Annotated in this window: 14 protein-coding genes, 1 tRNA gene and 4 pseudogenes; 13 read left to right on the top strand and 6 right to left on the bottom strand. The window is 46.5% G+C overall.

Annotated features, from left to right (window positions below):
- Positions 1-133: 133 nt before the first annotated feature.
- From RIM23_RS15410 to RIM23_RS15425, 4 genes and pseudogenes are all read left to right on the top strand, one after another.
- Positions 134-299: pseudogene (locus tag RIM23_RS15410) on the top strand (RNA-guided endonuclease TnpB family protein); the annotation flags it as partial.
- Positions 300-354: 55 nt separating this feature from the next.
- A complete protein-coding gene (locus tag RIM23_RS15415; RefSeq protein ID WP_446368091.1) occupies positions 355-780 on the top strand; it encodes a tetratricopeptide repeat protein in 426 nt (141 codons plus the stop codon).
- A 333-nt stretch (positions 781-1,113) separates the two neighbouring features.
- Positions 1,114-1,983, top strand: a complete 870-nt coding sequence (locus RIM23_RS15420; protein WP_446368092.1) for a M48 family metallopeptidase — start codon at positions 1,114-1,116, stop codon at positions 1,981-1,983.
- Positions 1,962-2,044, top strand: a tRNA-Leu gene (locus tag RIM23_RS15425). Before RIM23_RS15420 ends, RIM23_RS15425 begins: the two co-directional genes overlap by 22 nt.
- Positions 2,045-2,075: 31 nt before the next feature.
- Here RIM23_RS15425 and RIM23_RS15430 read toward each other — a convergent pair.
- Positions 2,076-3,443 (bottom strand): annotated as a pseudogene (locus RIM23_RS15430) (RNA-guided endonuclease InsQ/TnpB family protein).
- On the opposite strand from RIM23_RS15430, the pseudogene RIM23_RS15435 reads away from it, so the two are divergent.
- A pseudogene (locus tag RIM23_RS15435) lies at positions 3,435-3,629 on the top strand (hypothetical protein); the annotation flags it as partial. The pseudogenes RIM23_RS15430 and RIM23_RS15435 sit on opposite strands and share 9 nt — an antisense overlap.
- Before the next feature lie 50 nt (positions 3,630-3,679).
- On the opposite strand, the gene RIM23_RS15440 reads toward RIM23_RS15435, so the two are convergent.
- The 4 genes and pseudogenes from RIM23_RS15440 to RIM23_RS15455 form a co-directional block, all read right to left on the bottom strand.
- On the bottom strand, positions 3,680-5,209 hold the full coding sequence (locus RIM23_RS15440) for a YifB family Mg chelatase-like AAA ATPase (RefSeq protein WP_446368093.1): 1,530 nt from the start codon (positions 5,207-5,209) through the stop codon (positions 3,680-3,682).
- 108 nt (positions 5,210-5,317) lie between these two features.
- Complete coding sequence (locus RIM23_RS15445) at positions 5,318-7,351, bottom strand: tetratricopeptide repeat protein (protein ID WP_446368094.1); 2,034 nt, start codon at positions 7,349-7,351, stop codon at positions 5,318-5,320.
- Positions 7,352-7,414: 63 nt separating this feature from the next.
- Positions 7,415-8,350: pseudogene (locus RIM23_RS15450) on the bottom strand (RNA-guided endonuclease InsQ/TnpB family protein); the annotation flags it as partial.
- Positions 8,351-8,714: 364 nt separating this feature from the next.
- On the bottom strand, positions 8,715-10,520 hold the full coding sequence (locus tag RIM23_RS15455; RefSeq protein ID WP_446368095.1) for a tetratricopeptide repeat protein: 1,806 nt from the start codon (positions 10,518-10,520) through the stop codon (positions 8,715-8,717).
- 308 nt (positions 10,521-10,828) lie between these two features.
- On the opposite strand from RIM23_RS15455, the gene RIM23_RS15460 reads away from it, so the two are divergent.
- From RIM23_RS15460 to RIM23_RS15480, 5 genes are all read left to right on the top strand, one after another.
- On the top strand, positions 10,829-12,373 hold the full coding sequence (locus tag RIM23_RS15460) for an AAA family ATPase (RefSeq protein WP_446368096.1): 1,545 nt from the start codon (positions 10,829-10,831) through the stop codon (positions 12,371-12,373).
- Positions 12,370-12,747, top strand: coding sequence for a hypothetical protein (locus RIM23_RS15465; RefSeq protein WP_446368097.1), 378 nt, complete (start codon positions 12,370-12,372; stop codon positions 12,745-12,747). Before RIM23_RS15460 ends, RIM23_RS15465 begins: the two co-directional genes overlap by 4 nt.
- 27 nt (positions 12,748-12,774) lie before the next feature.
- The gene (locus tag RIM23_RS15470; RefSeq protein ID WP_446368098.1) at positions 12,775-13,011 is read left to right on the top strand and encodes a hypothetical protein; all 237 of its coding nucleotides are present in this window, start codon (positions 12,775-12,777) and stop codon (positions 13,009-13,011) included.
- 244 nt (positions 13,012-13,255) lie between these two features.
- Complete coding sequence (ilvB, locus tag RIM23_RS15475; RefSeq protein ID WP_446368099.1) at positions 13,256-15,121, top strand: biosynthetic-type acetolactate synthase large subunit; 1,866 nt, start codon at positions 13,256-13,258, stop codon at positions 15,119-15,121.
- A 624-nt stretch (positions 15,122-15,745) separates the two neighbouring features.
- Positions 15,746-16,615 (top strand): DUF4388 domain-containing protein, encoded by an 870-nt coding sequence (locus RIM23_RS15480; RefSeq protein ID WP_446368100.1) that lies wholly within the window; start codon positions 15,746-15,748, stop codon positions 16,613-16,615.
- A 98-nt stretch (positions 16,616-16,713) separates the two neighbouring features.
- On the opposite strand, the gene RIM23_RS15485 is transcribed toward RIM23_RS15480, so the two are convergent.
- Positions 16,714-17,730: a S66 peptidase family protein gene (locus tag RIM23_RS15485; RefSeq protein ID WP_446368101.1), complete on the bottom strand. Its 1,017-nt coding sequence runs from the start codon at positions 17,728-17,730 to the stop codon at positions 16,714-16,716.
- Positions 17,731-18,487: 757 nt separating this feature from the next.
- Between RIM23_RS15485 and RIM23_RS15490 the strand changes: the two genes are divergently transcribed.
- The 3 genes from RIM23_RS15490 to glpX all read left to right on the top strand — a co-directional run bounded on the left by RIM23_RS15490 (position 18,488) and on the right by glpX (position 21,736).
- Positions 18,488-19,486 (top strand): diguanylate cyclase domain-containing protein, encoded by a 999-nt coding sequence (locus RIM23_RS15490; protein WP_446368102.1) that lies wholly within the window; start codon positions 18,488-18,490, stop codon positions 19,484-19,486.
- 104 nt (positions 19,487-19,590) lie between these two features.
- Entirely contained in the window at positions 19,591-20,523 is a 933-nt protein-coding gene (locus RIM23_RS15495) for a class I SAM-dependent methyltransferase (RefSeq protein WP_446368103.1), read from the top strand.
- A gap of 172 nt (positions 20,524-20,695) precedes the next feature.
- Positions 20,696-21,736 carry a class II fructose-bisphosphatase gene (gene glpX / locus RIM23_RS15500; RefSeq protein ID WP_446360426.1) on the top strand — a complete coding sequence of 347 codons (1,041 nt, stop codon included), beginning with the start codon at positions 20,696-20,698 and terminating at the stop codon, positions 21,734-21,736.
- The last annotated feature ends 269 nt before the right edge of the window (positions 21,737-22,005 follow it).

A 22,005-nucleotide genomic window follows, 5' to 3' on the forward strand; every position in this document is an offset into this window, starting at 1 on the left:
AGTGGATAAACGATATGTTGGTGGTGACGTAGATATGACAAATCCCGTCCCGATGAGGAGCGGTATGAAGGGAAACTTTCACGTACCGTTTTGGAGAGCAGTGGAGGGGGCAACCTCTTCACTGACTTTAATTTGGAACGCCGCCATTAATATTCTGAAATTAGCCTTAAGTACGGCAGGGCATGTCGGAACAGTGATGTTAAATCCGAACGCTTCTGGAGACTGGACCTCTACTTTGATTGGAGAAATCCTGGAGAGAGCAAGTCGGGTCTATGAAAGAAGAATCTCCGTCCTTATAGGGCGGAGAGTGTCAAATGTTAGAACGTAAGTTGGTCTAAACCTGAAATTGAATCTATGACCGAAACTGTTAATTCTCTGTTTGAGAGTGGCTTAGAACGCTACAACGCGGGTGAAGGACCCGATTCCCTGATTCCTGTATTTAAACAACTGTGCGATCGCTTCCCGAAAAACGCCGCCGCTTGGAGTTGTCTGGCTTGGTTGTATTTGCTGGATGACCAAGCGGAACGGGCATATAAAGTAGCGCTCAAGGGGACTAAAATTGATGCCAATGCGCCCCAAGCCCGAGTAAACCTAGCGGTGGCGATGTTGGAAACGGGCCAAAAGGGAGTGCGTCAACACATCGACATCGTTAAGCAGATGATGGCGACGGAGTCTCAAGTTCGTCAGGATGTCTTTGAGAGTATTGAGGATGGATTGAATAGAAAGCCAGACTGGGACAGTTTAAAGCGGGTTAAACAATGGCTATCTGAGGGGTCATGAACCCACTGCTTAAAAGCAGAGGCTGGTAAGACTTTATTCTTGCTACGCTCGAATATTTCCTACAAGTCTACATGACCAGACTAGGACTCTTGAAGTCTCCGTTCAGAAGCTTTCTTCCCCCTACCTAAATGATAGAGGCTTCCAGTTTTCCCCTTACCAACCTCGTTTTCCGGTGAATCCTCCCTTCGGCTAGTGTAATCGCCCTTAACGGTCATGTTCCAGACGTTCCATGGCACATCAATTGTCGGCTCAGCTTCTCGATACACTAGAGGAAGTCATTAGGATCAACCAATGACCAATGACTCATGACCAATAACCCACGACCAATAACCCATGACCCAAACGCCGTTAGTTGGTCTAAAGGCAGACCAGTTCCGTCATCCTCTTGATTTCCAAGCCACCCAAGCCTTGAAGCAGTTCCCCGGACTAGACTTGATGGTGCGAAATCTCCTTGGACCGTTGGCGGAACAATTCTTTTACCTAAATAATATTGCTGCCAGTGTTTTGGTGGGAGAAAATCAGCTACCGCACCTGCATCAGTTGCTGCTAGACGCATGCAAAACCCTGGACTTAGAACCCCCTCAATTATACGTGCAGCAGCATCCCGTGCCAAATGCTTATACCTTTGCCATGCGGGGTAAGCAGCCATTTATCGTCCTGCACACCGCTTTAATCGATATGCTGACTCCAGAAGAAATTCAGGCGGTGATAGCTCACGAACTGGGACATCTCAAGTGCGAGCATGGGGTTTATCTGACACCGCTCAACATTATGATCTTAGCGGCATCTTTGCTGCCGAATTGGGGGGCTGTGATTGCCCAAAGCCTTCAGGAACAGATGCTGGAGTGGTTAAGGTGTGCTGAGTTTTCCTGCGATCGCGCCGCGCTGCTGGCAACTCAGAATCCCACAGTGGTGATGTCGGTGCTGATGAAACTCGCTGGCGGTTCACCCACCCTAGCTCCCCAACTGAACCTCGATGCCTTTATCGCCCAAGCCAGAGCCTATGATGATATCAGCAATTCGGAACTGGGAGAACTGCTCAAATCCGCTCAAACTGCCCAGTTAACCCACCCCGTTCCAGTGTTACGGGCGCGGGAAATCGATAAATGGGCAAGTTCTCAAGCTTATCAGTCCTTGCTACAACCGACATCGATCGGGTATAATGAAAAGGTTACATCCAAGGGCGGATGGCGAAATTGGTAGACGCACCACACTCAAAATGTGGCGACCTCTGGTTGTGAGAGTTCGAGTCTCTCTCCGCCCATTCAGATTGAGAGATAAACTACCCAGACCTGCTATCGCGCTCGGTCTGGGTTTTCAGTAGCCCTGAAGTCATCAAACAAGCTTTGCTGAACATATTCAACAGTTCGGCTTAGCTTGCACGACAACCCCGTGCCTCCAGGCTGGTTTATAGACAGCCCCACAAGTGCAATATTATTGGCTCCATTAAAGTCGGCATCCCCATGCCAACCACAATGTCCACATTTAAAAGTCTTGCCACTACGGTAAGACTTTCCTTTTACCGGATGAATGTGTAGACACTTGTGACATACCTGGGAAGTATAAGCAGGGGAGATAGGGATAACTTGAACACCAGCACCAACAGCTTTGTACTCAATGAACATCCGCAGTTGATAGAATGCCCATGAATTTGAGCGTCTACGTTCTGTCTTGTTCCTAGGTTGCTGGTTGGTTCTTTCCCTTATGCCTGTTAAGTCTTCTATAGCAATTGAGGCACTTAACTCAACTGCCCGTTTGACCACTGACTTAGAAATATTATGGTTGAGCCACTGCTGGTAGCGTCTCTCCCTCCCCGACAGCCGTTTCAAAACTTCTCGACACCTACGCCGAGTTGTTCTCGTACCTTTCGAGGCTTTTTGCTGGAGAGATGCTCTAGTTTTGGAGAATTTATCTCGCACCGACTGGATATGTTTGCCGTCCCACTTTTTATCCTCCGAAGTGACGGCAATGTCGCGACGCCCCAAGTCAATCCCAATTACCTTATCGGCATTTTGGGGATCGGGAGGGGTGTCCTTAATCTGAACATGCAGATAGAACTGACCATCGCGATGCTTGCATAGTTGTGCTGAGGTCGGCTTCCTCCCTTTGAGTTTTCCTTTCTGGTAGTTACCTGGTTTGAACTTAACTCGCTCTCTGCCCTGAACAGTAGCGATACTTACCGTCCAGTCGTGTTCACGAAGTCGAAACAAGTCCTTGTCACAATCCATGCTGCTTGGCACAAAACCCTTGACAGGTTTGCCTTTTTGCTTAGCTGTTTTCCGGTTAGCTGCTACCCTGGCACAAACCCTGATCGCCATATTTGCTACCAGGTTAAACTGACTTTTAATGGTTTGATAAGTCAGCGATTGGATAGCAATCTTGTTGGTCAGCTTTGGATTGGTATGTTCGTTCACGTAGTTGCAAGCATCCGCTCTCCGCCTGAAGGGTCGCCTCTAATTTGACAACCTGTTCAGGAGACAGTTGAAGCTTTACGACTATCGTGAGAACTTGTTTCATGATTACTATCATGCCACATAGCGGGAATATGGGAAATACTTAGGGCGTTTAGCGTTGGCATTTCCCGCTCTCCCCCAAAGGCTTACCTCCACTTCGTTTCGGTTGAAGCCGTAGCCCCTCGCGATTCGGTGGTACAGATGACACAACGACTCAAGAGTTGGGAGTCTCCTCGCCGTCAAGGGCGAAATGATAAAGGCAAAGGCGGTTCCGCCAGAGCCAGACAACTGAAGAAGCAGCGGCAAATGTTGCTCAAAAAGTTGAAAGAAAGCGGAAAAGCCGAACAACAGAATAAGCAAGGGGGAAGAGAAAAAGACACTCTTCCCTCTTTTTTTAGGAGTAATCTAGTTGGGGATCAACTTTTGTTCAATCGGTGTAATCAGTGTCAATGCATACGATCAATGGTGCGATATTGGATAGCTTCGGCAATGTGTGGCGTTTGCAGATTCTCAGCCCCCGATAAATCGGCAATTGTGCGGGCGACTTTGAGGATGCGATCGCTTGCCCGGGCAGATAGTCCGAGTTTGCGAATTGCCCCTTCTAATAAATTGCGACTACTATCCTCTAAATGACACCATTTTCTCAGATGACTACTTTGCAGCTGGGAATTACAGCGCAGTGAGGGTTCTGAGTGGAATCGATCACGGGCGCGCGAGCGGGCTACCTTTACTCTCTCCCGTACCGCTTCTGACGCCTCGCTTTGGGGTTGTCGGGTAATTTCTTCGGGTTTAAGACGATTCACAGCCACTTGTAAATCTATTCGATCCATTAATGGACCCGAAAGTTTTGCCCAATAGTTCTCCCGTTGTCGCGCTGAACAGGTGCAGGGTTGCAGGGTATCGCCAAAGTAACCACAGGGACAGGGATTAGTGCTAGCAACTAAGGTAAATTGTGCCGGAAACAGGACGGACTGTCGAGTTCGAGAAATGGTCACATAACCATCTTCTAAGGGTTGGCGCAAAAATTCCAGCACATTGCGTTTAAATTCGGTTAATTCATCTAAAAATAATACACCTCGGTGCGCTAAGGAAATTTCTCCGGGACGAGGAAAACTTCCACCTCCAACTAATGATGGACCCGATGCAGAATGGTGGGGACTGCGGAAGGGGCGATATCGAATTAATCTACCTTTATCTTTGAGTAATCCAGCTACGGAATAAATTTGGGTGACTTCTAGGGCTTCTTCAAAACTTAAGGGCGGTAAAATTCCTGGTAATCGTCGCGCCAGCATGGTTTTGCCGCTTCCCGGTGGACCGACGAAAATTAAATTATGACCACCTGCTGCGGCAATTTCTAAAGCCCGACGGGCATGGGATTGACCTTTGACTTCGTTTAAATTTCCGCCCGTAAACTGAGAGGGGGATGATTTGGGTACTTCATCCATCGTTACCGGGGAATAGCGTTCGGGTTGGTTCAAAAAATCCGCCACATCAGCTAGATGTTGGAATCCGTAAACCGCGAGTCCACGCACCACGGCGGCTTCTTGGGCATTATCGGCGGGTACGACTAACCCAGAAATCCCCAAACTTTGGGCGGCAGCGGCGATGGGTAAGACTCCAGCAACGGGGCGTAAATTGCCATCGAGGGAGACTTCGCCCAAAAATAGATAATCCCCTAATAATTCAGGATTGACTTGCTGCGAGGCGGCGAGAATGCCGATGCTGATAGGTAAATCAAAGCTGGGTCCTTCTTTGCGTAAGTCGGCGGGGGTGAGATTAATCACGATTTTCCGCATCGGGAAAACAAACCCGGCATTTTTTAACGCCGCCCTCACCCGTTCTCGCGATTCTTGAACGGCGGTATCGGGTAATCCCACGACGACAATTCCCGGTAGTCCGCCCGACACATCGACTTCAACACCGACTTTCACCGCATCAATGCCGACTAGCGAAGCACTCCAAACCCTGGCAAGCATGTCTGTTTATCCTGAGTCTCCTTGGCAATTATAGGGCGTGCGATCGCAACCGTCTATTTTAATCTGCCTTGTCTTCCTTGTCCCCCTTATCTTCCAATCAACCGTTCTTCAATTCCATAGCTTGGAAGTTAAGTAATTCGCTTGTTCATACCGTCCTTGAGACTTATAGAGGGCTGCCAAATTGTTTAAACTGAGCGCGACATCTGGATGATCTTCTCCCCATAAGCGTTTACCGAGTTCTAAAACTTGGAGATAAAGGGGTTCGGCTTGCTCGTAGCGTCCTTGATAATGATAGAGTAATGCCAAATTATTCATACTGGTTACTACATCGGGATGGATGTCTCCCAGTAAACGTTTTCTCAAATTTAAGGCTTGTAGATAGAGGGGTTCGGCTTTGTCGTAGTGTCCCTGATAATGATAGAGTAGTGCTAAATTGTTCATGCTAGTTGCCACATCTGGATGATTTTCTCCTAATAATCGTTTCCGAATATTTAGAGCTTCCAAATAAAACGATTCGGTTTTGTTATTGGGTCCTTTAGAGAAGTAAAGTCCTGCCAAATTATTTAAGCTTTGTGCTACATCCGGATGGTTTTCTCCTAATAAGCGTTTTCTGATGTCTAATGCTTGGAGATAGAGGGGTTCGGCTTTCTCGTACCGTCCTTGAGAGAAGTAGAGAGCAGCTAAATTGTTGAGGTTAGTGGCGACATCGGGATGATTCTCTCCCAATAAACGTTTTTGCAAGTCCAAGGCTTGGAGATAAAGGGGTTCAGCCTCTTCGTCGCGTCCTTGGGATTTATAAAGGGCGGCGAGATTGTTCAGGGTTGTGGCGACATCCGGATGATCCTCGCCCAGGAAGCGTTTTTCGATGTCTAATGCTTGAAGATAAAGGGGTTCGGCATCTTCGTAGCGTCTTTGATAATGATAGAGTAAGCCTAGATTGCTGAGACTGATTGTCACATCTAGAGGGTCATCGCTTAAGTTACGTTTCCTCAAGTCCAAAGCTTGCAGATACAGGGGTTCGGCGTCTTCGTAGCGTCCTTGACAGAAATAAAGGGTGGCTAAATCATTGAGACTATGAGCGATATCGGGATGGTCATCGCCCAAGTTACGTTTCCTCAAGTCCAAAGCTTGCAGATACAGGGGTTCGGCTTGGGCGTACTGTCCTTGAGCCTGGTACAGTTTTGCTAAGTTGTTGAGACTAGTGGCGACATCAGGATGATCATTGCCCAATAAGCGTTGTCTGAGTTCTAAGGCTTCTAAATAAAGGGGTTCAGCTTCCCGGTAGCGTCCTTGAATTCTGTAGAGTTCGGCTAAACTATTCAGTGTTTGGGCTAAGATTGTTTCTGTTCCAAGTTCTTTTTGTCGCTCAATTGCTTGACTCAAATACTCAACCGCTAATCCTTGTTCTTGGGGATAATCCAGAGATTCACCCTGTTCTAAGCGTCGTTGATAAAGTTGTCCAACTTGAGCATATAAGGTTGCCAAATCCGGGTCATTGACGCCGCGTTTGGCTTTGGTGTACTCGATCAATGGGTTGAGATCTGCGACTGGAAAAACGGATACGTTTTGATCCCAAGCGTCGCTTTCTTCTATAAGATGGCGGAATGGCTCAATATCTTGAATGGGAATAGCGGCTGTTTTTTTGGAGTGAAAGTGAAAGACACCTTGACACCAATTTTGGAAATCTGGGGCATTTTGACTAAGCTGACTTTCTAGTTGGTGAGTTAGCCACAGGACAATCGGAAAAGCAAAGGCTGATAATGCGTCTGGGGTTTCTGGTAGAGAGGCGAAAAAAATTTCCTGTTCTGAACGTGGGGCGTCGAATTTGAGCCAGAGAAGTTTTTGGACACCCGTCACGGTGACAACGGCGTTCCCTCCCTGACGTAAATCCTCATCGGTTTGGACAACTTCAGTAATGGCGCGGCTTAGAGTCGGGTCATCCTTAACCAACGTGACGCGATGCGATCGCACAGAGGCGGCGAGTTCCGTTTCATAGCGTTCAATCAGTTGGTTGCGGTAATGAATATGATCACAAACTGCCACAATCACACTCAACTTACCTTGACTTGCTCGAATCAACCTCAGCAAATCGCCATAACTTGTTTCATTATGAACCGTCGGGTCAGACAACTCCGTCATCATGAAATTAACCTCCAATCTTGTAATCGCTCTTGAACGATCTGGTGAACCTCACATCAGTTTTTACGATTGCCATACTCTAAAAAGCACAGATTTAGCCAATCGGGTACGGGCTAGACCCTTGACGTTCAATTCTTCGTGAGCGATTACATCATATTTAGATAACAGCCAATTAGCTGTCTTGAAATGAAAATCTTTTCTCTTGTCAGCAACTTTTTTATGTTGTTTTCCTAGTTGCTTGATGGCTTTAAGTCTACTATTACTCCCTTTCTGGCGGCGTGATACCCGTTTCTGGATAACCCGCAGGCGTTTTTGTGCTTTGCGGTAATGTTGAGGAATGGCTACAGTTTTACCCTCTGAAGTCGTCAAAAACTCTTTTAAACCCATATCAATCCCAGTGATTTTATCTGGGTTGAAATCAGGCTTAATTTCTGGGACATTTTTATCTTCTAAGGAAAGCGTCAGGTAGTAACCATCGGCTTTCTTGGTGACAGATGCTGTCTTGATTTTGAACCCATCAGGGATAGGACGATGTAAGACAACCTTAACTCTACCAAACATTGGCAAGTTAATCAGATTACCTTGCCAGCACCCATCTTTCATCTGAGGATAGGTAAACGTCCTGTAACGATTCCGAGCCTTAAATCTCGGTTTACCACTACGCTTACCAGTGCTATCACCCTTCAAGAATCGGTCAAATGCCAACTTTACCCGTTTAACTACATCCTGAAGAACTTGAGAATATATCTCGCCGTACCAAGGATGAGTTTTTTTGAGTTGAGGTAAAGTTTTCTTTTGAGAATAATAGTCGGGGTTGTCTCGTAATTCTGGCAGGTGACAAACAAGAGGACAAGCATTAACAGGAGAACGGTTTTGTTCGTACCAATTGAACCTATCAGCCAGCAAGTAGTTGTACTGAGCGCACAACATTGACAGCCATTTGTCTAGCTGAATAACTTGTTGTTTTGTTGGACGCAATCGATACTGGTGATCTGTTCTCATTAAGGTTACCTCTCGTTTATCGACCTATAAAACAGTATACTCAATGTATAGTGATTTGATAGCCTCCGTACCTCCGGCTATCCGCCTATCCATCCCAACGCCAACCTGGGTACAGGTGGTTGTGCTGGGGCTTCCGGCGAAGAAAGCTAAAAAAATGACAAAGTTATTTTGAATCGTGTTAATCCGAATCAATCCTAAGCACATTCGACAAGATTTATCCCTGATTCGGAGCGGTTTGTAGTCACACCCACTTCTATAGAGTACATTTTCTTTCGCTATCTGTCGATGTCAATAATGGCTCTCATCCTTGGTGTGCGAGCATCTTGCTGGCTACTCATACCCCATTTCAATGCATGAGAGCTTATTATCCCATCGCGGTACGAAGATCATCTAGATTTTTCCGGATTGTCACTGTAGTCGGATGATTAACACCGAGTCGTTCTTCACAAATTGCCAACGCCTGGATATACAGGGGTTCGGCTTGCTGATATGCTCCTTGAGAACAGTAAAGTCCTGCCAAATTCTTTAGATTTTGTGCCACATCGGGATGCTCATCCCCTAGCCAGCGTTTTCCTAACTCCCAGGCTTGCGAATAGAAGTCTTTGGCTTTATCGTGATGTCCCTGAAAGAAATAGAGTATTGCCAAATTATTCAGATTTTGTGCCACATCGGGATGCTCATCTCCCAGCAAACGTTTCCGCAAATCTAAAGCTTTCAGATAGAGGGGTTCGGCTTCGTCGTAGCGTCCCTGAGTGGAGTAGAGTTCGGCTAGATTTTTATAGAGTGCTGCCAAATTATTCAGGCTGGTTAACACATCCGGATGCTCGTCTCCCAAGAACTGTTTACCCACATCCAATACTTCCACATAGAGGGGTTCGGCTTGTTCGTAGCGTCCTTGATAATGGTAGAGCAACGCTAAGTTATTTAAGCTGGTCACTACATCGGGATGGTTCGCGCCGAATAAACGTTTCCTTAAGTCCAAAGCTTGGCGATAGAGGGGTTCGGCTTGCTCGTAGCGTCCTTGGGAGTGGTGGAGTAATGCTAAGTTATTCAGGTTCGTGGCTATATCCGGATGATTATCGCCCAATAAGCGTTGCCAGATTTCCAAGGCTTGGCGATAGAGAGGTTCGGCTTCACCCTGACGTCCCTGAGAGAAGTAGAGTCCGGCTAAGTTGTTGAGGCTTTGTGCTACATCGGGATGATTATCACCGAATAAGCGTTTCCTGATTTCCCAGGCTTGTAGATAGAGGGGTTCGGCTTCGTCGTAGCGTTCTTGGAAGAAATAGAGTGCAGCTAGATTGTTAATATTAGTCGCCACATCGGGATGTTCATCCCCCAGTAAGCGTCTCATCACCTCCAAGGCTTGCAGATAGAGGGGTTCGGCTTGGTTGTATTGTCCTTGGGTTCTGTAAAGTTCGGCTAAATTATTTAGGCTGGTGGCGACATCGGGATGGTTTCTTCCCAATAAGCGTTTCCTCAGTTCCAAGGCTTGCAGATAAAGCGGTTTGGCTTGGTCATAGCGTCTGAGCAAGAAGTAAAGTAACGCTAGATTGTTAAGACTGGTGGCAACATCGGCATGGTTCTCTCCTAAGGTACGTTTCCTCAGTTCCAAAGCTTGCAGATAAAGAGATTCGGCTTCGTTGTAACGTCCTTGAAAGAAGTAGAGGGCGGCGAGATCATTGAAGCTGATGGCGATATCGGGATGGTTCTCTCCTAAGTTACGTTTCCTTAAGTCCAAAGCTTGAAGATAAAGCGGTTCGGCTTGGGGATATTGTCCCTGAGAGTGGTAGAGTCGTGCTAGGTTATTCAGGCTGGTGGCAACATCGGCATGGTTCTCTCCTAAGTTACGTTTCCTTAAGTCTAAGGCTTGGAGATAAAGCGGTTCAGCTTGATCGTAGCGTCCATGGGTTCTATAGAGTTCCGCCAGATGATTCAGGGTTGCAGCTAAGTCAGTTTCTAAATCAAATCGTCGTTGCAGGTCAACCGCTTTGCGGAAATATTCAACGGCGAGGGCAAGTTCGTGCTGGTAATCCTCAAATTCTCCATTTTCCAGTCGGCTTTGGTAGAGTTGTCCGAGTTGAGCATACAAGTTCGCCAGACTTGGGTCTTGGCTTCCCCCTTTTGCTTCAGTTTGTTGAATTAAGGCTTTAAGGTCTGTTAACGGTATCACCTGGTTTGTCCCCTGACGCCGATATTTATTCTTTCTGTACTATAGCAATCCTTTCTCAGGGTGGTTAGGGTAGGGGATGAAAAAGTGGTGAGCTTGTCAGGATATGTTTCATTCTACTTTTTTCACTCTATAGTTGCTCAATTCACCCCTACTAAAAACCATAGCAAGGCAATCAGGAAGCGTTACGGATTATCAACCAACTTATATTTATTGAAATGGATGAAGGATATGAGTTAAGATCAATCAGGTGTATGCAACTTGATGATTAGGATATAACAGCTTCAAAAAAACTGTATAGGGTTAATATCATGCTAACCAGGCTAAAAGTTTCTGGTTTTAAAAACCTTGTTAATGTAGATATCCGCTTTGGTTCATTTACCTGTGTAGCGGGTGCAAATGGCGTAGGTAAATCTAACTTGTTTGATGCGATCAGGTTTCTGTCAGCCTTGGCTGATCTTCCTCTAATTGAAGCCGCTTTATCTGTTCGAGATGAGGGAGGTAGGACAGGAGATGTCCGTAGTCTGTTTCATCGGATTGGCAATGACTATGCTCCACAGATGTCATTTGAAGCTGAGATGATTGTGCCAGGTGAAGGCGTTGATGATTTAGGACAAACTGCCAAAGCTAGCATTACCTTTCTTCGCTACTCTATAGAGTTAGCTTATCGACAAGATGATAGTCTCCGCTCACTAGGATCACTGGAACTGCTTAAAGAAGAGTTAGTTCATATTAATCTTGGTGATGCCTCTAAACATTTGCTATTTAATCACAAGGCGAAAACTTGGCGCAAGTCTGCTGTGAAAGGACAGCGCCGAGTCCCTTATTTTATTTCTACAGCAAAGGAGGGGACAAATCGAGTGATTAAACTTCATCAAGACGGCGGAGCCAGCGGTAGAGCCTTAGCTCGCTCAGCCGTTAATCTCCCTCGAACTGTACTGTCTGTGACCAATGCAGCCGAAAGCCCAACAGCACTACTGGCACGTCGGGAAATGCAATCTTGGCAGTTACTACAGCTAGAACCTTCTTCTTTACGACAACCCGACGAATTTACGGCGCCGACAAAATTAGGAACAGATGGCTCTCATCTGGCTTCAACCCTATATCATCTAGCACGGTTGAAAAAAAATCTCCGCAAATCTGAACAGGAAGCCGAAGCACAGGTTTATGCTCAAGTTGCAGGTCGTTTAGCACAATTATTAGATGATGTTGATGCCGTGGGAATAGAGCGGGATGATCGTCGCGAACTGCTCACATTAATGGTTACAACTAGAGATGGTACAACCCATCCGGCGCGATCGCTCTCAGATGGAACAATGCGCTTTTTGGCGTTAGCGGTACTGGAATTAGACCCAGAAGCTCAAGGTTTATTGTGCTTAGAGGAACCTGAAAATGGTATTCATCCAGAGCGTATCCCGAAGATCCTCGAACTCCTACAAGACATCGCTACGGATGTTGAAGAACCTGTTGATCAGGACAATCCCCTACGCCAAGTAATCATCAATACCCACTCGCCAGCCGTTGTACAGCAAGTCCCAGAAGATAGTCTTTTGGTTGCTGAGTTGAAGGAAGAAAAAGCACCGTCAGGACAATGGTTTAAAGGGGTACGTTTTAGTTGTTTACCGAATACTTGGCGACACCTGAAAGTTGCGGAAACCGAAACGATCAGCACTGTTCCTTTAGGTACACTTCTCGCGTACTTAAATCCAGTTCCTCCAGAACAACCAGAGCTAAATGGTAATGGACAAGTGGCAACCGACCCATCTTTAAAACCTACCCCGTCTAAAAAACGCAGAGTTTTGGATAGAGAAGACATTCAACCTCTAATTTTAGGCTTCCCCAAAGAATTTGTATGAAGGAACTGCGATACACATTACTATCTGATGGAAGTTCCGACAAAGCACTACTACCTATCCTGACTTGGTTATTGCGATTACATGGAGTTGAATGTGCTATCCAGTCCCAGTGGGCTGATTTTCGGCGCTTACCCCAGCAACCACTGAATCACTCAGAGAGAATTAAATTTAGTTTTAATCTTTACCCTTGCGACCTTTTATTTGTACACAGGGATGCCGAAAAAGAGCCTCGTGAGAAACGAGTTGCTGAAATTCAAAAATCCGTTGAGGGTATCAGGGAATCAGTTTCTGTGCCGATTATCTGTGTTGTACCTGTGCGGATGACAGAAGCTTGGTTATTATTTGATAAAGCTGCCATACGCAAGGCGGCATAAAATCCCAGAGGAAAGCAACCTTTAAATTTGCCAAACCTCTCTAAATGTGAGGAGTTACCTGATCCAAAACAAGATCTTTGTCAACTTCTGCGTCAAGCAAGTGGGTTGACAGGTCGGCGACCAAAGAAATTCCGCTCCAGAGAGCGAGAGAAGATTCAACGAATTGCTGAACTTATCGATGACTTTTCGCCACTGCGGAGTCTGTCTGCCTTTCAAATACTAGAAGCAGACATAAAACAGATGCTCAAAAGACAGACTTGGTGAGCTAATTATAACTTAAATCCAGTTCTCGTAATCCCCTCTAAATTTGAGGAAATTAAAAAAATATAAAATTTTTGCTCAAAGTTCATTCTTTAATTAAAAATTAAAATCGTCTTTCAAATAAAGTCTACTCATTGACTCAAACTCTAAGATGTATCGAAATTAGCAAAAAGCTTACCCAGATTTGGGTTAGCACTCATTAGTAACGTTCCTTATGTAATTGTTGGACTAACTGGAGGCACTAGCTGTGCAATCTGAAACTGTGAGAGTCAGGCGTGTATCCGGCGCTTTTGCCCTGATTGATAGTTTAAAGCGCCATGGTGTGAAGCACATTTTCGGCTATCCGGGTGGTGCTAATCTACCGATTTACGATGAAATATACCAAGCGGAAGCCACAGGCGAACTCCAACATATTCTCGTGCGACACGAACAAGGTGCTGCCCATGCGGCTGACGGGTATGCCCGGGCGACGGGTAAAGTTGGCGTCTGTTTAGCAACCTCAGGACCTGGAGCCACGAATTTGGTCACGGGTTTAGCCACGGCGAGCCTGGACTCTGTGCCGATGGTTGCCATTACGGGACAGGTGCCCCGTGGGGCAATCGGTACGGATGGATTCCAGGAAATTGACATTTTCGGCATTACGCTGCCAATTGTCAAGCATTCCTATTTGGTCAATGATGCTCGTGATATTCCTCGGATTGTGGCGGAAGCGTTTCACATCGCGAGTACAGGTAGACCCGGACCTGTGTTGATTGATATTCCTAAAGATGTGGGAATTGAACTATTTGATTACGTTCCCGTTGAACCAGGTACCATAAAGCTACCGGGATACCGTCCCACGGTGAAAGGGAATTCTAACCAAATTAACAAGGCACTGGATTTGATCTGGGCGGCGAAGAAACCGTTACTCTATGTGGGCGGCGGTGCGATCGCGGCGGGTGCCCATGGGGAACTTCTGGAACTAGCGGAGCATTTCCAAATTCCGGTGACAACCACTCTGATGGGCAAGGGAGCCTTTGATGAGTCCCATCCCCTGGCTTTGGGTATGCTAGGGATGCACGGCACCGCTTATGCGAATTTTGCGGTGAGTGAATGTGATGTGTTAATTGCCTTGGGCGCCCGCTTTGATGACCGGGTGGCGAGTTTGCCGAAACAGTTTGCCGTCGATGCGAAGGTGATTCACATCGATATTGATCCGGCGGAAGTGGGGAAAAACCGGAACACTGATGTACCCATTGTTGGTGACGTGCGGCAAGTGTTAATTGACCTGTTGCGACGCTCTCAGGAACTGGGGAATGGCATTGATCTCAACCAAACCCAACCCTGGCGCGATCGCATTCAACAGTGGCAGAATGAGTATCCCTTAGATCAGCCCCATCCCCAGGAGAATCTCTCGCCCCAAGAAGTGATTGTGGAAGTTGCTCGTCAATCCCCCCAGGCTTACTACACCACCGACGTCGGTCAACACCAAATGTGGGCGGCTCAATTCCTGAAAAATAAGCCCCGTCACTGGATTTCCAGTGGCGGTTTAGGCACAATGGGGTTTGGCTTGCCTGCGGCTGTGGGTGTAAAAGTTGCTCTACCCTCCGAACCGGTGATTTGTATTAGCGGCGATGGTAGCTTCCAGATGAATATGCAGGAACTGGGTACAATTGCCCAGTACAGCATTGGTGTAAAGATTGTCATCCTCAACAATGGTTGGCTGGGAATGGTGCGCCAATGGCAGCATTTGTTCTATGACGACCGCTATGAAGCGACGAATCTGGAAGTCGGCACACCGGAGTTTGTTAATCTGGCTCAGGTGTATGGGATCAAGGCAATTAAGGTAACTGAACGTCATGCTTTACCCGATGCGATCGCCCAAATGCTTGCTCATGACGGTCCAGTGCTTGTAGACGTGCGTGTTACCCGCAATGAAGACTGTTATCCCATGGTTGCTCCCGGTCATACCAATAGCGACATGATGGGTTTGCATTCTCCCAACCCAGGGCAGATTTCACCCAGTATGGTGACTTGTTCTAACTGTGGAACAGAAAATCCAGTGACTCATAAATGCTGTTGTGAATGTGGCACAAAACTACTCGATACGCCATCGACAGTTGCTGTGAGCTAATTGGCGATGAGCGCCAGGTAGGGAAGGTGAGTTTGACATCCTCCCCCGGCTAAAGAGCGCGGGGGATTCCTCACCACGCCACCTTTAGCCGGGGTGGTCGCTGATTGGGGGTAATGGGGTTATCTTAATCATTTTGGCTCTGTAGAGAGGGGTTCAATTGTTCCCTTCCCTACACCCTACACCTCACACCCTGCCTACACCTCAAGTAGCTTAATCGCCCTTTCCGGGGTGGGATGAGGAATAAAAATTCCCCTTCTGGAACTTTATCTTCTTGATCTTCGTGAGCAAAGGCAATGACAGACACACCATTAAACGACCTCAATTTATCTGTCTTAAGTGGGATGTTAAATCAACGGCAACGGATAAAGAATCCTCCTCAGAGCAGACTGATTATGGCAAAATGTGAGAAGGGTTATAAAACTCAAGCTTCTGAGTTCTGATGTAATAAACTTTATTTTTTCTTAACACAGCTTAGCAAAAAGTAATTGTCTGAAACTTTCATCAGGGATTAAACTAAGAATAGCAAAAACTACAGATTTTTTTTGGGATCAAGATAAACAGGCTTCCTTTAAAGGCGCTAACTGCTATTTGCATCATAACAAAAGTGATATCAACATAAGAACAATGTGCATTACAGGCTCACTCACTGACTTTTCATTACCCGAAATTTTTCGGCTCCTTGGTAAAGGGCATCACACGGGTTTGCTGACTGTAAATACTGATGCTCCTACCGCTGTCACCCCTAATGGTGTTTGCTATATCTGGGTCTATCGCGGTCGAATTGTGGCTGTTGATTCTCAGTTAGAGTATCCAGGATTAATTAAGTTAATTGCTAAACGCCAATGGATGGATAGAAATCAGTTGGCTCAGTTGAGGGAGTCAGTTCCCCAGGATCAACCTTTGGGTTCCTACCTGCAAAAACAAGGGTTGTTAACCATGCAACAAGTCAAATGGCTGTTCCAAGCCCAAGTCTTACGACCAACCTGCACCTTGTTTCAACTCAAAGCGGGTCGTTTTAAGTTCAACCATGAAGTCAAACTGCCAATGTCGGGAATGACGGGTTTGAGTTTGAGTACTCTAGCGGCGAACTTACTGGGATTACGTTCCTTGGGTAACTGGAATGCCCTAGGCGATAAATTACCCGATGCCAATGGGGGGTTGCTCAGTATTACAGGATACCCTCGTTATCCTCTAGACGCCTTAGAATCTCAAGTCTGGGAGTATACCAGTGGTACTGTTTCCCTGAGGGAAATTGCCAAACAACTTAGACTTTCTGTAAAAACTGTGCAGCAGATTGCCTTTCGATTAATGACAGTCGGTTTGGTTGAAGAAGTCCCCTTAGTGATTCATACCCCTTGCCCTCAATCCGTGGACGCGATCGCGACGCCGCTACATCCAGAAGCGACAGATCAGCCAGTCAGCCACTCATTTTTGCACAACTTAATGGGTTTCTTAACAGATAAGTCCAAGCATCTGCCGTTACGGGCGGCTTAGTTAGGGAAAGGATCAGAAACAACAGATGTAGACGCGCAGCGGTTTACAGCAGCGTGGAATAAAAGAACGTACCTAAATCTGGACTAAACTGCTATATATCATATTACGACGGGTTCTAATAAACGAATTGTTCCTCGCTCCGCATCAATTTCTACCATGCCACCGATAGGTACGGTAAATTTATCCTGGATATGACCGATCATCGAACCATACCAGGCGGGAATCCCCAAGGGTTTAATATGGTCAGATAATACTTGCAGCAAAGTCAGCGATGGTTCATTAGCGTCGCCTGCGGGACAGTTTGTACATTGTGCAAAAATAAATCCAGCCAATTGATCGAGAATTCCAGCGAGTTTGAGCTGGGTTAACAAACGATCAATCCGGTAAACCTCTTCTCGTATATCTTCCACAAACAAAATAGTCTGCTCCCAGTCGGGTAAATAATCTGACCCCACCAGCGCCGCAATCAGAGATAAATTTCCCCCCACCAGGCGCCCCCTTGCCTTACCTCTGGTAATGGTTTCTACAGGAGTACTCAGTAGATTTTGCAGCGTCATTGCTTCCCCATCAAACAAGATGCGTTGCAGATGTTGGATTGAGAACCAATTCCAGGTTGATGTTCCTAGGGGTCCATGGAATGTGATCAGGTTGCTGTGAGCATAAATCGCTAACAGCAGCGAAGTCACATCGCTATAGCCGATAATGATTTTTGGATTTTGGCGGATTAGCTGATAGTCCAACAGGGGTAAAATTCGATTACAACCCCATCCGCCTGCCATTGCTAGCACAGCCTGGACAGAGGAATCAGCAAACATTGCATTCACATCAGCAGCACGCTCAGCATCTTGACCTGCGAGGTAGCCGTACTGGTTGAAAATATGTGTCCCAAGCTTTGTGTTTAAACCCAGTTGTGATAAAACGGGGGTAAATTCATCAACGGTCTTTTGGTCAACCAGACCGGCTGGACTAATCAATCCTATGGTATCGCCCGGATGCAGACGTCGCGGTTTAATCAGGGGTAAGGGGTTTGCCGTTGCCGGTAATTGGGTTGCCAACAGCGTCAGTCCGAAGAGTTTAAGCAAGGCACGGCGATTACCTGAAAAGGGTTGGCTCAATGTTCAGTCCCGGAAAACTACAATAGAAAAACCGAAAAACGACTTGGAGTACCAAGCTCTTAAAAAGAGCTAGAATTGACATACTTGAATCATCTCGCTAAAACCAAGCAATAATAATAGAGATATTGCATCTGCCAGATTTTGGTCAACTCACCGACGCTCTAGCATCAAACTCCCGAACAGGGATTGATGGTTGGTTTGTGTCATCACCGCGCTATCGGTACAGAGACGGTCAACTACCCCGCCCATACTTTGTATGGACAAGGTATCCAGCCGCGAAAGACGGATGATTTTTTGTATCCGATTAACCACAGACATTTGATCTGACGGTAGCTGAATCTGACTCTTTGAAGAGCATCTGCCTTTCAAATTCACGATAGCTAGTCAAAAACTCCAGCAATTCAGCCATTACACCCAGAGACATGGTAATTGCTTCAGGCTATGGTAGGGAAAGATACTCTCTCTCTCGATGTGGAGGTGATCAATCAATCCCAAGGAACATGCCTCAGGTTAATGGCATTCATGGTACAGCTATCCTCAACAGACGTATACAGACTCGATTGATGAAATTGACACCTTGAAGTCATGGGATTTTAGGAACTAGGAGGATCTACCCGTTCCGTCAGATGCTAGAACAGATAAGCAAGGGTGGTAATCGCGTGAGAGCACTGGCGCAGTTTTGCCAGCTAGAGTCTGAGTATCAACGGGTCGCATCAATTTTACAGACCCAAAGACGGCAATATCAGCATTCTTAAGGATGAAATTAGTTTCTTTGCCCGAAGAACCACCAACCATTTTGGTGGTTGATGATGACCAGTTTATACGAGAGCTTTTACGCCGAGTCATGGAAAAAGAAGGCTATAAAGTTGTCGAAGCAACCAACGGCGAACAGGGTTTGGACGTCTATCAGCGTCTCAAACCGCATCTAGTTATGCTAGACGCCCTGATGCCGGTCATGGATGGTTTTACCTGTTGCAAACACTTACAAAAACTCTCAGACGAAGACGAGACATCACCCGATAGCGAACATTTGGAGGCTCAAGGGTTACAGGGAGTTTCCCAAACGCCTGTGTTAATGATTACCAATCTCGATGATCCAGAATCCGTTGACCGTGCCTTTGCCGTGGGTGCTACTGACTATATCACCAAACCGATTCACTTAGCCGTCTTGCGTCAACGAGTGCGGCGTTTAATTCAACAATTTCAGCTTTATCAAAAACTCGAACAAGCCAATCGAGAGTTACAACGTTTAGCGACTTTAGATGGACTGACGGGTGTAGCCAATCGACGGCGGTTTGATCAATACCTTGATGATGAATGGTGGCGCATGATTCGAGAAGAGTCATCCTTGTCTCTGATTCTGTGTGATATTGATTTTTTCAAAAAATATAATGATACCTACGGTCATCAAGCCGGTGATGCCTGTTTGCGAAGGGTGGCTGATGCTTTGCGTTTTTGTGCTAAACGTTCTGTGGATTTAGTTGCTCGTTATGGGGGTGAAGAGTTTGCTATTGTTTTACCCAATACCACCACGATTGGTGCTTCTCTAGTGGCTGAAGAATTACGCAGCTTGGTTTATAGTTTAAAGATTACCCATGCGGCTTCAGCCGTCAGTGAATATGTCACACTCAGTTTGGGTGTTGCCAGTCTGTATCCGGAGCCTGATACTCCACCAGCTACGCTAGTTGCTGAAGCGGATTTGGCTTTGTATCAAGCGAAAGCCTCTGGGCGTAATCGATATGTGGCGAAAGTTTGAACTCAATTTAGGGATGGGTGGCATAGTGTTGCTGAAATATCGTAGCATTGCCGATATTCTGTACATGCGTCAATCCCCAAAGCAGATAATCCCTAAGAACTATCATGACCACTGCTGTCAACACAACACCCCGATTAGCCTCACGCTTGGTGAATGGATTCCTTTCCATTAAGCCCTTAGCCAATTTAGCCAAGCAGCAAGCTCGTAAGATGATTGTGAAACGAGCTGAAAAAATTGGCGTACCTTGGACGAAACAGGTTAATGAGTTGCGAACTCTAGACTGGGATAGTTATCTCAATCAAGTCCAAAACCCCCAGTTAACCTACCCTGATTATTATTTGCGTCCCTTCCATGCTTATGACAAGGGAAATCTCCAGTGGGATGCTGCGTTTGAACAAGAAGTTGCGGCTTATGCTGTTCATGCCAATCTCTACCCTGAAGATAGACTCCAAGGAGACGCTAAGCTGCGACAGAGTTATCATGAGTTGGTGCAAAAGCAAGTCGCTATTGAGCCACAAGATATTGTGGATCTAGGGTGTGGTGTCGGGATGAGTACCTTTAGCTTAAAAAGGATTTATCCCCAGGCAAAAATTACGGGTGTAGACTTATCGCCTTACTTTCTCGCCGTCGCCGCCTACAATTCCCAGCAGCATCATCGAGAAATTAACTGGAAACATGGGGCGGCTGAAGCGACAGGTTTACCTGATACTTCATTCGATTTAGTCTCTATTTTCTTGGTATTCCACGAATTACCTCAAATGGCGGCAAAGGCAATCCTGCGGGAGGCACGGCGGTTATTACGTCCTGGTGGCTATCTTACCCTGATGGATATGAATCCTCAGTCTCAGGTGTATGGGACGATGCCAGCGTATGTTTTTACTTTATTCAAAAGCACTGAGCCTTACTTTGACGAATATTTTACCTTGGATATAGAGCAAGCGATCGCGGAGGCAGGATTCCAGCCACCGACGATCATACCGAATAGTCCCCGTCATCGGACGATCATTGCCCAAGTTGAGGAGGTGATTGGGGATTAGGGATTGGGGAAGAGGGAAACAGGGGAACCCAATGCTGGGATCGTCTTAGCAAAACTTAACATAAACCAATACTTGACATTCTTTCGAGGAGATCCCCGTCTCTGATAGACTTTTAGACTGGGGACAGTAAATAACACCAGGGAAAAACTAAGCAGTTGAGAGGAAAAGCTTCGTGCTAGAAACTACGCTAGGACTAGAAATTATTGAAGTTGTCGAACAGGCAGCCCTTGCTTCTGCCAAATGGATGGGCAAAGGTGATAAGAACACTGCTGACCATGTGGCAGTAGAAGCCATGCGGGAGCGGATGAACAACATTCACATGCGGGGTCGCATCGTGATTGGAGAAGGGGAGCGAGATGAAGCCCCGATGCTATATATCGGTGAACAAGTAGGCATCTGTAACCAGCCGGATGCTAAGAACTTCTGTAACCCCGATGAACTCATTGAAGTTGATATTGCCGTTGACCCTTGTGAAGGGACAAACTTGGTGGCTTATGGGCAACCGGGTTCAATGGCGGTGCTAGCTATTTCTGAGAAAGGGGGGCTGTTTGCTGCACCTGACTTTTACATGAAAAAGCTAGCTGCGCCTCCGGCGGCTAAAAATCATGTCGATATCAATAAATCGGCAACAGAAAACCTGCAAATTCTCTCGGAGTGCCTAGATCGCTCCATTGAGGAACTTGTGGTTGTGGTGATGAAGCGCGATCGCCACAAAGGACTGATTGAGGAAATCCGCTCGGCAGGCGCCAGAGTTCGGCTGATTAGTGACGGAGATGTCTCTGCGGCGCTCTCTTGTGCCTTTTCGGGGACAAATATCCATGCTCTGATGGGCATTGGTGCAGCACCCGAAGGCGTTATATCCGCCGCCGCGATGCGCTGTTTGGGAGGACATTTCCAAGGTCAGTTAATCTATGACCCAGAGGTTGTACAGACGGGTTTGATTGGTGAGAGCAAAGAGGGTAACCTGGAGCGGCTCAAAGAAATGGGCATTAACGAGCCCGATAAGGTCTACAATACTCATGAGCTAGCCTCGGGTGAAACTGTGCTATTTGCCGCTTGTGGTATTACGCCTGGAACCTTGATGGAAGGGGTACGACTCTTCCACGGGGGAGCGCGGACTCAAAGCCTGGTAATTTCCACCCAGTCGAAGACGGCTCGATTTGTGGATACTGTCCATCTGTTTGATCAGCCGAAGACCCTGCAACTGCGATAGGTACTGTAAATTTATCCATTTTCGCAGGATTTCTCCCCCTTGAATTCCAGTCATTGAGAGGAGATAAAAGCGTTAAAGCCAGAGTATTAGCAATGATAATGCTACTTACTCTGGCTTAGCGTTGATTGACCAGATTCTTGATCGGAATCAAGTACGACAGGGCAGTAAATTCCCCGGGTAATTTGTGAACCTATGCCCAATTGCCTATAGCTTTCAGAAAAATTTCTCAATTTTCTTTATCTTTAAAACAAGCCTAATAGTTGACCCAA

The organism is Coleofasciculus sp. G3-WIS-01, from assembly GCF_040223135.1.
In the GTDB taxonomy this organism is placed as follows: domain Bacteria; phylum Cyanobacteriota; class Cyanobacteriia; order Cyanobacteriales; family Coleofasciculaceae; genus Coleofasciculus.